Origin of the sequence: Dyella sp. C11 (assembly GCF_003121485.1) — a bacterium.
Classification (GTDB): Bacteria; Pseudomonadota; Gammaproteobacteria; order Xanthomonadales; family Rhodanobacteraceae; genus Dyella.
The window spans coordinates 44,151-59,995 of sequence record NZ_QAVX01000018.1; the positions used below are offsets into that span (position 1 = coordinate 44,151).

Annotated in this window: 8 protein-coding genes and 1 pseudogene; all 9 read right to left on the reverse strand. The window is 60.3% G+C overall.

The genetic code is table 11. From position 1 onward, the window contains the following. Positions 1–353 precede the first annotated feature (353 nt). Positions 354–839, reverse strand: a complete 486-nt coding sequence (locus DK366_RS15940; RefSeq protein WP_109126554.1) for a hypothetical protein — start codon at positions 837–839, stop codon at positions 354–356. Between the two features lie 50 nt (positions 840–889). Further along, positions 890–1,015 (reverse strand): annotated as a pseudogene (locus tag DK366_RS15945) (transposase domain-containing protein); the annotation flags it as partial. Positions 1,016–1,319: 304 nt separating this feature from the next. Beyond that, positions 1,320–1,679, reverse strand: a complete 360-nt coding sequence (locus DK366_RS15950) for a hypothetical protein (RefSeq protein ID WP_109126555.1) — start codon at positions 1,677–1,679, stop codon at positions 1,320–1,322. 295 nt (positions 1,680–1,974) lie between these two features. Next, entirely contained in the window at positions 1,975–2,322 is a 348-nt protein-coding gene (locus tag DK366_RS15955) for a DUF805 domain-containing protein (protein ID WP_109126556.1), read from the reverse strand. A 56-nt stretch (positions 2,323–2,378) separates the two neighbouring features. After that, the gene (locus tag DK366_RS15960; RefSeq protein WP_109126557.1) at positions 2,379–2,858 is read right to left on the reverse strand and encodes a DUF4019 domain-containing protein; all 480 of its coding nucleotides are present in this window, start codon (positions 2,856–2,858) and stop codon (positions 2,379–2,381) included. A 29-nt stretch (positions 2,859–2,887) separates the two neighbouring features. Continuing rightward, entirely contained in the window at positions 2,888–3,754 is an 867-nt protein-coding gene (locus DK366_RS15965) for an OmpA family protein (RefSeq protein ID WP_109126558.1), read from the reverse strand. A 78-nt stretch (positions 3,755–3,832) separates the two neighbouring features. Beyond that, entirely contained in the window at positions 3,833–8,518 is a 4,686-nt protein-coding gene (locus DK366_RS15970) for a YadA-like family protein (protein ID WP_109126559.1), read from the reverse strand. A gap of 629 nt (positions 8,519–9,147) precedes the next feature. Then, positions 9,148–12,513: a GH92 family glycosyl hydrolase gene (locus DK366_RS15980; RefSeq protein WP_198651603.1), complete on the reverse strand. Its 3,366-nt coding sequence runs from the start codon at positions 12,511–12,513 to the stop codon at positions 9,148–9,150. A gap of 681 nt (positions 12,514–13,194) precedes the next feature. Beyond that, positions 13,195–15,612 (reverse strand): GH92 family glycosyl hydrolase, encoded by a 2,418-nt coding sequence (locus DK366_RS15985; RefSeq protein WP_109126561.1) that lies wholly within the window; start codon positions 15,610–15,612, stop codon positions 13,195–13,197. Positions 15,613–15,845 lie beyond the last annotated feature (233 nt).

Consider the following 15,845-nt stretch of genomic DNA (forward strand, 5'->3'; position numbering starts at 1 on the left):
TGCGCCGCCAGAACAACCTCCGGGGACGGCGAGCCTTTGACTTGCGCCCGACATTGAAGATCTCCAAGCGGAGTGGGCACGAGCAATGATGTTGAGGTGGTCTGGAAGATCACGACGCCATGCCCCAGGGTCTTTGCTCTCGCGCGACATAGCGCGATGTCACTTGGCGCGCTCCAGCGATGTGGTAACAGTTCTTCGATTTGGCTGTTCGTAAGCGGTCCTTTAACCGCGCCCTTCCTCGCTGGTCGGCGAACTGAGATCCTATGTTCCCACTTACTGCAAATGGGAAGATATGTCAGAGGAGTGGATCTCGGACTTGGTCCGGCGCCTGGTGCTTGGGCATCTGCTGCGCCTCACTCTCTGCCTGAGTTGCCCGCAAGAACCGCATCGCGGAAGCCTTCCCATCCTTCGATTGCTACACCGAGCAGTTGAGCCAGGTGGGCCGGTGACGTACAAACAACCGGATGATCTCCTACCTCGTCGGGTAGATGTTGCTGTTGCGCCGGGGCGGTCAAAATGACCAAGGGCTCTTTTGGTGTGTCCCTCCCCTGGGCGTTGAAGATCACCATGTCACCTAGGGCTGCAACGTTGAATACGAAGTCGATGGTCGCGCCGGTGAATTCGCGCAAATGAAGAACACACCCCGTGAAATCATGTTCCGACTCCAGCCCTTCAGCCGACAGCTCAAGTGCCGAGCCGTCTGGAAACCCAACCGAATACAAGCCGAACCCGTCAGGCTGGTCCTGACAGACGGCTCTCAAAACGGACAAGACCCTCGTACGGTCCACCTGTGCCGAGTTGCCGGCGTCGAATCTTTGCAGGTATAGGTCAAAGCTCATCTGTCTGTCAGCCAAATTTAGCGCTGCTCTCTATGAAGAACATGGGGCGACTACGATCTAGAGAGATCGATGTTCCAAGGTAGCAATTCCTCGTAGTCTTCGGCCGTCTGCGCCAGTGGCAGCTTCTTGAAGAGGGCTACCAGGTACCGGTACGGCTCGACGCCGTTGGCCTTGGCGTCGGCCAACGCCTTCTGCAGGGCTTCGAATTCTTCGGCGGTGGGCATCTGAACCATCGCCTGCTTCGATCGATAGATCCCCCGATCCCCAATGGACACTATCAGGTATCCAAGGAGTCGGTGGCGTACCAATCCGCACATGGAAAAGATGCAGATCTGGCGCATGCTTTCCAGGCAGCAAGACCTGGCTTTCTTCAATGAATGCATCAAACCAGGACAAGCGCAGTCTTCGAGAAAATAATTTACGCACTGCGAACCGAACGACGCCCTGCCCCGCCCTTCCCCGCCATGGCTCACCTTCCCATCATGGCTTGATGTGTCTGTAGACAATCGAAATCAGCATGAGAATGGAGAGGGCTGCGACGATGCGCGTCCACCACCTTACGGAAATGCCGAAGAAGCTGTCACCACGCTTCATGAGCAACTGACTACCCGTGGCCTCGTCAATGACCAACGTCCCTTTATCGTGCCGCTCAAGCGTGCGATGCAGCCAGCAGCAAGACAACACGGCACATCCAAAGGACATCACACACCAAAGCACATCGTCGACAAGCGCGCCTCTCTGCATGCCAAGCAGACCCCATAGCCACTCGCCGAACAAAGTTCCCATCAATGCAACTGGCAGGACAAGAATGCCCCAGCCTCTCCAGACAAGAAGAAACATCATCCCTCCATACATGCTCAATTAAAAAAAACGGCAAGACACTGCGCGTGCGCCGCAGCAGCTCTTTTTAAAATTTCAACGGATCACAAAGCCTGAAGTCTGAACACCGTCGTGCTTGGTGCGCTTCAAGGTTGAAGGCCGCAGTCTGCTGTCTGCGGCTCGTCGTTCAAGGATCACGTCAGAAGAGGATCGCATGCGAATTCTGACGTTCATGCCACTGACCAAAGTAGCGAGAATAAGGCATACCTTGTTCATGGCACCGAAGGCCGTGTACGAAACACGGCCTTTGACACCATTACAACGCTTTCGGATTGGGTCCATATGCATTGGCACCCGCCTGGCTATCCTGCGCGAGCAGGTAAACCAGGTACAAGCAGGCAAGCGGCACGAATGCGAGCAACAGGAGCCAGCCCGACTTGCCAATATCGTGGAGGCGACGAACGCCTGCCGCATATGTCGGCAACAGAGTAGCCAAGGCGTAGATCGGGTAGAGGATGCCTAAGACGCTCACAGCTTTGGCAAGCACTGCAAGCACAACCATGACCAAGACGTTGACCAACACGAACATCCAATACTCCTGGCGACGCGCGCGGCCATTGAAGTCAGCGTAATGCTGTTTGAGAACCTTCAGATACCAATTCAAGAAACTTTTACTCCGAGTTAAAAATCGTTAGATCAAATGGGTGAACGACAGATCTTCTATGTAAGCGGCCGGACTCGATCCTCACCGCCACCGGCGAATGGCCCACTTAACCTTGCCCACCCGGCAAGACGCCATACGCAGTCTTCGTCCTCACGGAACGACACTATTTCGCGGCAAGTAGAGCGATCACTGAACGTCGTTCTGAATTCAATGGTGGCGTAGCAGCCGGCACCCCAAAGTCCCATGGGCACCTCCCCTAGATGCATACCTCGCCATTCGCGGCGAATGGCGACCCCCATCGAACGGGCGTCCATTCGCACCCGATCGACAAACGCCTCGCGCGTCACCGATTGCCTGGCGACTATCGATGCCTTGTCCCATATGGCGGAAGCCAGGCCTGACTCTATGGCACGCGCAAAAATCAACCCCGCATCGCGAAGCGCATTGGGTGCCATGCCGGTATCTTTAACCTTAGGGTCCTCAAAAACCTTAGGTTCTTCAAAAACCTTAAGGTCTTCAAAAATAAGAGTCGCCACTCACCAAGCCTCGCGGTGCATCGACATCATCAAGACGATGTCGACGACGACACGCCCGTAGCGACGATCTCAACGCGACGGTTGGGCTGCAGACATTGAACAAGTGATGCCCGGTCCAGTCGCGTGTCGCACTGCTTAACGGGCTGGGCCTTGCCCATGCCAACGGCCATGGTCACTTCGGGTGCCACGCCATGGGAAACAAGATAGGCGCGAACCGACTCAGCACGATTCCTTGAAAGAACCATATTGCTTTCACTGTCACCGATCATGTCCGTGTGGCCAATGATCTTTACCTGAGACATCGGCGACTCCCTCAGCCTGGCAGCCACGTTATCCAGCTGTTCGCGACCACCGGGAAGCATGTCTTCCACACGGTACCGGCCCAAGGGAAACAGCGTGTCGCCCGAAAGCTCAAATCGCTGAGCCTTGGGTGCAGGCTGCGGCGCAACCGCGGCGGCCGGCGCCAGCACGTTTGCGGTGGCGGGTACGGCGCAGTTGTTCGGGTGCCAGTAGAAGCTCTTCGCGAGCTTGTCTTGATCAAACAGCACCTTGTACTGGCATGTCCTGATGATGTCGCCATTGGCCGGATCGCGGAAGTTGAACACGTAGTTCCACTCGCGCACGCCCCACACGCCTTCGCTAAAGTGCGGATAGCCGATCAAGTCAGCGATTTGCTGCTTGTTTAGGCCCGCATGAATCTTTGCCAGGCTATCGAGACTCGGAAACGTTCCACCTTTATGCATGGGCGTGGTGTCGGTCATGGCAGGCCAGTGCAGCGAATCGGCAGACTGGCCGTCCTGACGGACGTTTTTGCTTACATTGCCGCAAGCCGAAAGCCCGACAACCACCGCCAACGCCAGCGACAGAAACTTCATGGATCGAATGTGGATGACCATGATTGAAAACCTCTATATCGAAAAATGGGAAATGAGAGAGAGCCCCTCCGTCCATGACGGAGGGGCTGAAAAGTGTGCTTACCAGACCATGCCCGCGCCGACGCCGACGCCAAAGTCACCCTTCTGAGAACCAGTGGCGCTTGCCTTGAGGATGTAGCGCCCGCTCTCACTGATGGTGGACACGCCAATCGCAATGGCGCTTTGGCCCTGGTAGTTACCCACACCTACACCGACGCTGCTCTGGTTAGGCTGATAAGCCTGCGGCACGCTTGCCGTAGCCATGGCCGAGGCCGTACCAGCATTGGCCTTCTTAGCCACCGTATTGATCTGCCTGTCGGTATAGCTCTTTGCCCAGTTCTGCGTGCTGCCCATGGCTTCATTGAGCTGACCCACGTTGACGGCATCCGTCGTCGCCGTGCCGGCCTGCACGTTTTGGATGGTCGTTGCACTACCGCCCGGGTTAAGCGTGACCGAGTTGTAGTTCGTCGAACCGTCGACATTCGTGTCGTACCGCAGAGAACCCGACTCGGAAGCCTTGAGCTGGCTCACGTTGACGGCGTCCGTACCCTGCACACCCGCAGCCACATTGGTGACCTGACGCTCGTTACCTGCCGAGCCCACCGACACCGTATTGGCACGATCGGCAACCGAACCGTTACCCAGGGCAACGCTGTTGTCAGCCGTGGCCTTCGAATCGTTGCCAACAGCCAGGCTGTTGTCACCCGCAGCCGTAGCACCCGAACCACCAGCAGCGGAATTCTTGCCCGACGGCGTCGGGACCGGCGCCGTCGCATCCTTGCTGGTCTGGAACATGCCAGCCTGGCCCGTCGTGATGTTGGAGATGTTTTCGGTAATGTTGTTGACCGTGTTTTCCACAGTGGTCATGCGCACACCAAGGCCTTCCACCGCCTGGTTGGTCGCATACAGCTGCGAACCGTTGATGGCGTCCGTGCTGTCGGCCGTCACGCGCCCCGCCGCCACGTTGGTGATGGTGCGCTCATTACCCTCCGAACCCACGCTCACCGTGCTGGTGGGCGCCGCACCCGCATAGTCATAGGTCTTGCCGTTGATGGTGCCATGGGTCGTTGCCACGGCCTCGCTGGTCACCGAACCCGCGCCCAGCGCCACGCCGTTGGCATGGCTGGCCTTGGCATTGTCGCCCAGTGCCGTGGCAGAAGCCCCAGCCGCCACCGCACGAACGCCAACCGCCATCGCGTTAACACCGGTGGCACCCTCATTGTTGTAATTGTCGTGCTGCACGCCGTTGTCGTTGACGCTGTGGTAGCGCACCCTGGCACCTTCCACCGTGGAGGTGAGCTGGCTGACGTTAACCGCATCCGTCGGGTCCGTACCGTTGGCAACGTTGGTGATCTTCTTGCCGCCAGCATCAATGCCGTTCACGGTCACGCTCGGGCCACCAACAATGGTCAGACCGTTGTTGTTCACGACCGTGTTGCCCATCGTCAAGCTGCCATCAGCGCCCAGATCGAGCTTGTTGTTGAGCGCGAATTCCACCACGCCCTCATCATCCGCGCCGGTCTGGTTGACCTTGACGTTGCTATCGCCCTTGAAAGTCACCTTGCCGTTCGGGCCAACTTTGGCCGTCTTGCCATCGCTGTCAGTGACATTCCAACCGGCCGACGCCGTGTCGTTCACCTGGTTGAGCGCATCCTGCACGTTGTTGTACGTCTTGTTGCCCACACTCAAGCCAGCCCTGACCGCTTGGGTCGTCGGGTCATAGCTGGACGAACCACCCAGCGATGCCGCCGTGCTTTCGCCCAGGTTATTCAGCTGATTGACGTTCACCGCATCGGTACCCGCCACGCCCGGTGCCACGTTGGAGATCACCTTGTTGCCGGCATTGATGCCGTCGATGGTCACACTCGGGCCACCCACGATGGTCAGGCCGGTGTTGCTCATCACGGTGTTGCCAGCCGTGACGCTGTCGACCTGGATGTCCTTGGCCAGGTCGAAGGTGACGTCGTCGCTCGACGCGGACTTCTTGACCACGAGGTTGCCATCGGTGTTGCTCAGGTCCACCGTCTCACCAGGGGCGACCTTCGTGGCGTTGGCGCCCTGCGCACTGATGTTCCAGCCGGCGTTCACGGTCTGCTCGACCTTGTGCAGCTGCGAACCATTGATCGCATCCGTGCTCGTGCTGCTGACCTCGCCTGCCGTCACACCCGTGATCTTGCCGGTGTTGCCGTTGTTGATGGTCACATTGCCGAACTTCGGCGACTCGGCCATCTGCACCTGCAGCACGCCGTTGGCGTCCACCACGGTCTTCAAGTTGGCGCCCGAGTAGGTGCCCACCGTCGTCGCGGCGCCCTGGAGGCTCATCGTCTCGCCCAGCTTCTTGGTCACTGTGCCGGTGTTACCAGCGAAAGTCAGCGGCGTGTTGCCCAGCGTATCGATCGCCCTGTTGGTCGCGTCCAACTGCGACCCGTTGATAGCGTCGGTGCTGCTGCCGCTGATGCGGCCGGCGCCCACGTTGGTAATCGTGCGCTCGCCACCGGCAACGCCGGTGCCCACGCTCACCGTGCTGGTAGCAGCGCTGCCGGCAAACTTGTAGGTGGTGCCATTGATGGTGGCACTGGAAGTGTTTTGAACCGTCGCGGTCACCGAGTTTGCGCCCAGCGCCACGTCGCCGGCTTGCACGTCGGCATGCGCGTTCGTACCTAGGGCCGTGCCATTGGTTGCGGCCGCAGTCGCCTGCGAACCCAACGCAGACGCACCCGTAGCCCTGGCCTTGGCGCCTTCACCGATCGCTGTCGAACTCACACCGGAGGCCCCTGCCTGCTTGCCTACCGCAAGGCTGAGGTCCTTCATGGCGGCCGACTGACTGCCGATGGCGATGCTGTAATTGCCCTGAGCCTGTGTAACGGTAGAGCCATCGCTGCCGATGGCAATGGCATTGGCAGCAGTAGCATAGGCCCTGCTGCCGATGGCAAGGGCGTCGTTTTGGATAGCAGTCGCGCGGGAACCCAGGGCGATCGTGCGATCGACGGTCAACGGTCCGCCAGGTGCACCCGAGTTCGCGTTGTCACCCATCACAATATTGGATGAGCCCGTCATATAGGAACCCGAGTAGGCACCCATGGCGATGTTGTTGTCACCGGTGACATTCCTACCGGCCCAGTACCCCTGGGCGAAGTTGTTGCCGCCGGTAACATTGGTGCCCGAAGACGTACCCAGCGCGGTATTGTTGGAACCAGTGACTCTTTGGCCCGCGTTAAAACCCATGGCGGTATTGCTGTCGCCCTTGACCTCGTTCGACGCTCTGGTGCCAATACCAATGTTGTCGTGGCTTATCGCGGTGGCATCGGAAACAGCGCCAGCGCCAGAGCCCAGGCTAATGCTGTTGGCGCCATATGCTGCACTGGTCACACCGATGGCAATGCCACTGTTTGCCATCGTTTTCGCGAGATTGCCCAGGGCAATGCCGCTTGGCGCAGTGATGGCTTGTGCCCGGGTGCCCATAACGATGGAATTTCCGGAATTCGCGTCGATAGCGTCGTTGACATGGAAGTCAGCCGTTTGCCCGCCAACGATGGCAATGCCACCGCCGCTCAAGACCGTTACTTCATTGCCGATGGCGACCGAATTGGCCGCAAGCGCCTCCGCTTTAAAACCCAGGGCCGTTGCGCCCGAGCCAACTGTACTGGTGCTGTTGGCAATAGCGCTCGCACCCAGGGCTACGTCGTTCTGGCCTACCGCCGAAGCGCTATAGCCGACGGCGACTGCAGAAGTTCCGGTAACCTTGGCGCTATTGCCCATGGCGATTCCATTGGCCGCATTGCTCGCCAGGGCGGAACGCCCCATGGCAATGCCACTTGCAGAGTTGATGACCTGCGAACGAGTGCCGATTGCAATGCCATGCTCCGAGGCCGCGTCGACCGCCACAATCTGCGTGCCCGCGGCCGCCCCCACTGCTGCCAAGTCGCTCTCAGCGTTTCCACCAATAGCAATGGAGCCCTCAGCTGCCGCAGCCACCTGGTTGCCCAGGGCCGTACTGTTGCCGCCACTGGCGATGTTCCTTGCACCAATGGCGACACCTTGACCGCCCGATGCAACGGCAGTCGAACCAATAGCAACCCCCTCGCCGCCAGCGGCATTTGCCGCAAGGCCGATGGCTACCGCCCAGTTGCCCGCGGAGGTATTTGCATCACCAATCATCAAGCCTTTGGTCACCTGATCACCAAGGACGATGCGACCACTGTTGACGTACAACGTGTTGCCAATCGACAAGCTATCCGTACCGCTGGTGGCGGAGGAGCCGTAGAACAGCACGCCATTGGTCTGGGTGTTGTAGGCCGTACAACCGGTGCCCGTGGCATTCATCATGGTGCCGGTGCTGTTGTTGTCGGACACCAGCAAGCAGCTACTGTCCGTGGCGCCGTTGATGTAAATGCCGTTGGCGGCTGTCGCCCGGCCGGCGAAACCTGCCGCCAGGAAGAGGCCCGAGACAGCCAGCAGCGTTTTTGTCGCGCCGGACTTTTTGCGGCTCTTGGCCAGCTCAGAAGCCACCACCCAACGCTGGGTTTCGGCGTTCCACACAATACGGTAGGTCTTGTTCATGACGGTCTCTCTGATAGATAAGAAGGTGGCTCTTGCCAACCCTGCAAATGCTAAGGACCGCCCTCCACCTGAAACATCAGAGGAGTCTTGTATTGCCATGAGGCAACCAGGCTTCTTTTCGTTCAGTGCACCAACGCTGAGATGTCGCTGTGTTGCACGCGTATAGCGATACGACAGAGCGCGCATGCCGGAAGCGCCAAGCGCGTTGCGGAAAACCGCTTGCTCTGTGTCAAAAGAAAAAAATCACTGCCAGCAAGCCAGGCGCGTGGTGAGCCGCTGTGTGATGACTATGGTTTGTGCAGCGCCGTTTTTAAGATTCGTCTGATGGACGATTGACGGCAGTTCGCTGTTTTCGACTTAGGCGAAACGGAGAGCCGGAGTTGCTTCACCGGGAAACGGGGCCTGGTTCACTTCTTGTGTTCAATGCTTCAGAAGTGAGCTTGACTTCGTTTCGATTGAGCAGCCTGACACCGAGCCGCGTCTCGATATCCACCATGGTTTTGGGAGCCGTAGGCTGATCAACGTTCAGTTGATTGGCGGCGGCCACATTCGCTTTTAGCGGCAACTTCGAGAGCAACAATCGGCTGCGTCACCACCACACAGGCACCGCACGAGGCGCTGCGCTGGAACTGCCATCATCCGACAGTCAAACCGTGGATGCCCATGAAAGAGACGGCGGGCGCAAACGAAGCGACTCCGGTGAGTGGCGATTGCCGTCTCGCTTTCTTTAGTTTTCAGTGTCGTCGCTGAAACGATGGCATCAGCGCCACGGGAGCAACTCCCGCGACGCCGATGGTATTTCTGCGGACATCGCCTCAGGGTGCGGGAACCGCCCCAAGCCATTCCACTTCCGACAACGTGACGCCCGATGCGTCAACATGATTGACGTGCCAACGGTAGTGGGCGTAGCTCGCCGGCTTGGCCACACCAAAGGCACGCGTTTGGCGACGCCACGGAAAAGCTTCTCCGTGGCGCTCATCCAACGTTACCCAGTGCACGCCATCCGTCGAACCTTCAAGCGTCCAGCTCTTCGGGTCATGACCGGTCTTCGCTGATGAGGTGAGCGTGTACATCGACACTTGCTGTGCCTGATCCATATCCAGCTGCACGACGGCATCGGAACCCTGCAGTGTCGCTTCGGTATCCGAGGTGTTGTCGCTCAACGCGTGCGCGGCATTGGCATCGCCCTTCACCGTGACCTGCGAGCCCTTGCGATCGGCGAGATCCACCAGCGGCGCCGGCGCGCCGCTGCCGGTGGTCAGTGACGGCAAGCGCGCATCGCCATTCCCGCTGCCCCACTTGGACGGACTGCCGCCCATGCGGAAATCGAGCACGGCGCCATTGGAGAGATCGGCATGCGCCAGCCAGCTGCGGTCGTAGGGTTTGCCGTTGAGCGTCATGCCCTGGATGTAACGGTTGTGATCGCTGACCTCCGGCGCGCGGATGTCGATGGTCTTGCCGTTATCCAGGTGAATGATCATGTGCGGGAAGTACGGCGCGCCGATGGCGTAGGTAGGCGTACCCATGCGCAACGGATAGAAGCCGGCCGCACTGAATACCCACCACGCGGACATCTCGCCGTTGTCTTCGTCACCCGGATAACCCTGGCCGATTTCACTGCCGACATAGAGGCGGGACAGTGCATCGCGCACCTTGTCCTGCGTCTTCCACGGCTGACCGGCCAGGTCGTACATGTAGAGAATGTGGTGCGACGGCTGATTGCTGTGGCCGTATTGGCCCATGCGCACATCGCGGGCTTCCAGCATCTCGTGGATGATGCCGCCGTAAGCGCCGGTGTTGAACGCGGTGCCGGCATCGAAGAACGCATCCAGCTTCTTGGCAAGCCCTTCCACGCCGTCATAGAGATTGGCCAGGCCCTGCCCGTCGTGCACGCCTTCGAAGGTCATGTTCCAGGCATTGGTTTCGGTGTAGTCGCCACCCCACGCAAACGGATCGAAGTGCTGCGCATCGATGCGCCACGAGCCATCCGGTTTGCGCCCCACGAAGAAGCCGGTTGATGCATCGAACAGGTTCACATAGTTGAGCGAGCGACTATGGAAGTAACGCGCATCATCCGCGTAATGCGAGCCGTAGGCGTCATTCGCGTCGTGCGTGGTGGATAGCGTTTGCGCGAGCTCGCCAATGCCGAAATCGTTGAGATAACCGGCCATCGACCACGACAGGCCTTCGTCGGTGCTGTTGTCCACATAGCCACGGAACACGGATCGCTCGATGCCCTTGCGCCCCGCGCCGGCGATGTCGCTGACAACGGTCGCGTCCTTCAATGCGGCCTGATACGCCGAGCGCACGTCGAAGTTATGAATGCCCTTGTTCCACGCGTCAGCAAAGGCGACATCCGCACTGGTACCCACCATAAGATCGGCATAGCCCGGCGACGACCAGCGCGCAATCCAGCCACCATCGCGGTATTGCTGTACGAAGCCGTCGATCATCTCGCCCGCCTGCCTGGGCGTGAGCAGCGCATACGCCGGCCATGCGGTGCGATAGGTATCCCACAGGCCGTTGTTGACGTAAGGCTTGCCAGGCAGCACGCGTGCGCCCGTTTGCGTGGGCGTGTTGCTGCCCGTGCCGGCCGAGAACGGGCTGGCGTAACGGTAGTCGGGGTGCTCGGCCGAGCCCACGTTTTCGAAGGCCTCGTTCGGATACAGGAACAGGCGATACAGGTTGGAGTACAGCGTCACCTTGTCGCCACGGCTTGCGCCCGGAATCTCGACATGGCCGAGCATCTCGTTCCAGCGGGCGGCGGCGCGCGCCTGCACGCTGTCGAACGTGTCGTTCGCGGCGATCTCCTGCGCAAGATTGCGCTTGGCCTGTTCCAGGCTGATCAGCGACGTGGCGATGCGCATCGTCACGGTTTTATCCGTTGACGTGTTGAAGCCGTACCACGCCGCCACGTGATCCCGTTCCTGGCCGGTCAGGCGCCCACTTTCCGTGACGGGACGATCGAACGTTGCGTAGAAGAACAAACGCGTGGCGCCGGTGGACAAATGGCTCGCCACGTCGGAGTAGCCGCTGATGCTGCCATGCGCAGCATCCAGTTCGATGCCACCCTTGTCGTTGCGGTTGTCGAACACCAGCTGCGAGCGATCACCGGTGAAGGTGAAACGCATGATGGCCGCGTGGTTGGTGGGCGTCATCGCGGTGGTGATGCCGTTGTCGAACGTCACCTGGTACAGGTCGGCTCGTGCGATCTCGTGGTCATGCGTGAAGCCAAGCGCGCGCGCGTCACGATCGAGCGGAGGCGCGCCTGACGCGACAGCCGCCGGCATGACCTGGAACGTCTGGCGATCGCCCATCCACGGACTTGGCTCGTGACTCAGCGCAAAGGCCTGGATGCGCGGATGGTTATCCGGACCATTGTGGTCCTGGTACTGGTAGATCCAATCGGAGCCCGCCTGCGTGGTGGGCGTCCAGAAATTGAAGCCGTGCGGGAGTGCCACGGCGGGAAAATTATTACCACGCGAAAAATGGGCGTTGGCGTTCGTGCCGCGGCGCGTGTCGACATAGGTGTTGGGCGCTGCATTGGCGGCGTCGGCGGCAACATCACCCAAACGCAAATCATCGAGGTAACCGTGGAAGGCATCGCTGCCCTTGGGCGCCTGCCCCACCAGTTCGATGGCGGCCAGGGTTTTGCCGGCAGCCACCGCGCCCACGTCGATATCAACGGCGTTCCACTGGTTGTCGTGCATGATGCGCGCCGCACCCTGTGCCATCGCATTGGCGCGAACGCGGTGCTGGTCACTGGCATCGAGTGCCGACAGACGCGAGCCATCGGCGAAGACCAGATCGACGGCCACGTATTGCGCCAACCCACGCGCCTGCCCGGATGCATCGGCCGGCAAGACCACGTAGGAGAGATGGGTTGCCGCGGTGATTGGCTGCTGCACGCGATAGAGCGTGATGCGGCGCTCGCGGCCATCGCTCGTCGCATCCGCGTCGTAGCGCAGGCTATGCAAACCAGTAAAGCCGACACCCGGCTTGGAGGTGAGGGATTCCTCCTTGCCGGGGCCGGATACCACGCTCGTGCGCCAGCCTTGCGTGCTGGCCTTGACGGGTTGCGCGTCGCTCGGCTCGAACGACGTGACGAAACTTTGCGGTGCGGCATGCGCAGCCGCGGCCATGCTGCAGGCAATGGCAAAGCTGATGGTGCGAAGACGCATGGCTTGCACCCGCTTCGTGCCGTTGACCGATGATCGATGAGCCATTACCACTCCCTGCTTTTGTTTGGTTTGTTGCTTGTGTATTTCGAGGGACGCTTAAAACTGCGTCGACCTTAGCCTTCCGTCATCACCACTACTACTCCATCACCGTCGCCAATCCCTCACGATCGCGGCCTCCTCACCGTCAACACTCCCTCACCGTCATTCCGGCGTAGGCCGGAATCCAGCGCCTTTGGCTGGGCTGAAAAAGCAAAGTCACTGGATTCCGGCCTTCGCCGGAATGACGGTGAGGGATACAGACGTTGATGGAGAAATGCAGGCATACGCTCCGGTCACTCAACCCGATGACGGAAACAACGGCCGCGCCCTGACCAACTCAAGGCGCTGGATTCCGGCCTTCGCCGGAATGACGGTGAGGGGTCGGGCGGGTTTGCGCTGGACGGTGAGCCATTACCACTCCCTGCTTTGTTTGGTTTGTTGCCGGTCTTCTTCAAGACCCGCTCGACACTGCGCCCCCGGCTTTCCTTGCCGTTAATCCCCCTCACCGTCATTCCGGCGTAGGCCGGAATCCAGGGCCTTTTGGCTGGATTGGAAAAGCAAAGTCACTGGATTCCAGCTTTCGCTGGAATGACGGTGAGGGGCCGGGCGTGTTTACGCTGGACGGTGAGCAAGCCACATTCCTCACGACTTCGGCGGCGGGAACGACGGTGGTGCCTTGGCCAAGTCACTGCCCCACGTCGTGTCCGGCTGAGCACTCAGCGTAAATTCCAGATGGCCGCCATGCTCAGCAAAACTTGCCGGCAACCACGGGGCATCATGCGCGTGGCCATTCACCATCAAGCCATGCACGAACGGCGACTGCGTGGTGGCCTGTGGTGCAGCAATATCCACATCGCCTTGTGCACGATGCACCACCGCATGGGTGAACAACGGACTGCCAAGCACAAGCTCGCCGCGACCGGGAATGGCCGGATACATACCGAGCGCCGACCACACGTACCAGGATGACATCTCGCCCAGGTCGTCATTGCCGGGAATGCCTTCCGGCGTGTTCTTCCACAGCGTGTTGACCACGATGCGCACTGCTTCCTGCGTCTTCGACGGCTGACCGACAAATGCGTAGAGCCAGGGCGTGCCCACGGACGGTTCGTTGTTGAGTTCCGCATGCAGCGGACCCGCTTCGGTCAACGCCCACTGGCCCTTGTCGTCGTGGAAGAAACGATCCAGTCGTGCCGATGCCTTGGTGATGCCGCCCATCTCGTCAAACAGGCCGCGCACATCAAACGGCACCATCCACAGATACACCGCGGCACTGCCTTCGACAAAACCGTCGTCACTGTCGGGCTTGAACGCGGGCCAGCTGCCATCGGCGTTCCGGTTCTGGATATAGCCGCCTTCAGGAGCCGCCTTGGCGTTGAACAGGTTGCGCCAATAGCCGGCGCGCTTCAGGAAGACCTGCTCGCCTTCCTTGTCACCGGCACGCGCGGCGAGTTGGGCGAGCGCAAAATCAGCCGTCGCATCCTCCAGCGTTTCCGCTGCGCCGCCCCAGGCATGCGACTGCGTGGCGATGTAGTGCAGCTTCAGCCACTGATCCAGCGAAGGACGCTGGCCGACGCATTCCACGTTGCAGCCTTCGTCGGAAAGATCATGCGCGGTTGGCACGGTGGCGGCTTTCGCAAGCGACGCATAGGCGCCCTTGAGATCGAAGTTGTGGCCGCCGAACGCATCGATGGCGGCCAGCGATGGCACAGCCGGGTCGCCACTCATCACATGCGTGCCACCGTTGTTGTGGGTCCAGCGATCCCATTCGCCGTTGTTCTGCTTTGCCTGATTGAACAGCGACTGGGCGATGTCGCTACCCACATCCGGATACAGCCACGTGAGCAACTGCACCTGCGAGCGATAGACATCCCATCCGGAGAAGTTCGCGTACTGCGCGCGCTGCGTGCCCTCGACCTTGTGCACCTGCTGGTCGAAGCCGCGGTATTCGCCATTGACGTCACTGAATACGTTGGGATGGAGCAGCGAGTGATAGAGCGCCGTGTAGAACGTGGTGCGCTGATCGCTGGTGCCGCCGGAAACGGCGATTTTCCCCAGCGCATCGTTCCACGCATCGCGTGCCTTTGCCTGCACCTGGGTCAGCGTTTGCTGCGCGGGAATTTCCGCGACCAGATTCGCCTTCGCATTCGCCAGGCTCACATAGGAAATGCCGACGCGCACCTGCACCGGGCCCTTGGCGGGATCGAAGCCCAGCCACACACCCGAACCCTTGCCTGGTGTTGGAAAACCCTTTTCATCGAAACCGGTACCGCCCTGGGCCGAGGTTTTGCCGGCCTGTACATCACCGTCATGCCAGGCGCCCGTCGACGCGATGGGTTGGTCGAACTCGGCAACGAAATACAGCGTGTAGTAGCTGCGCTGATCGGCCTTGGCCAGATAGCCGCAGAAGTTGCCGCTGTTGACGGAGCCGCTGACCGTGCGTGCTTTCGCATCGATGCTGACGTTCGCGTCGCTGCTGCCCACTTCGGAATCGGATGTGCGAATCAGCAGATTTGCCGGCTTGCCAGCGGGAAACGTGAAGCGGCCGATGCCGCTGCGCGTGGCGGCAGCCAGTTCTACTTGCACGCCATTCGCAAGGCGCACGTCGTAGCTGCCAGCCTTCGCATGCTCGTCGTTGTGCGAAAAGTCGACCGCGTAGGTTTTGTCAGCGAGATCAGCGGACGGCGAGCCCTGCATGGGCGTGGTGACAGGCATGAACGGCACGTCGCCACTTGCACCGGCACAACCGGCGCCCGATAGATGCGTAAGGCTGAAGCCACGGATGCGCGGCGCGTCGTAGAGGTAGCCACTGGGCGATGCGGTGCGGTTGTGCTTGCCGCGCGTGTTCTCCGGGCTCCACTGCAGCATGCCGAACGGCATCACGGCGCCAGGAAATGTGTTGCCGCCGTGTCGGCTGCCGATCAGCGGATTGACCTCGTCCGCAGGTGAGGCGGATGCCTGCGCATGGGCCGGCAGACCCGCGACCAGCGCAACACCACATGCCAATGCTGCCGCGAGAACGCGGCGAAGCCCCTGCCGTTCCGACAAGCCCTGCCCCATGCCTACCTCTCCCCGCAGAAGCCGCTTTCGGCGCCTGCTTTTGCGAACTTGGATCGATCCAAACTCAGTTGCCAAAAAAAGGCCGCGTGTTGGTCCGGTTCCCCGGCGACCAGCGACTCAAGCCTGCCCGGACTCTAACCCGCTTTGGCGGTGGGATGCTTGCTGCAACGCAAAAGGGCGTGTGCTTTCGGGCACAAGTTCAGCAAGTTTGGGCATGTGTTTCTTGTGGGAGC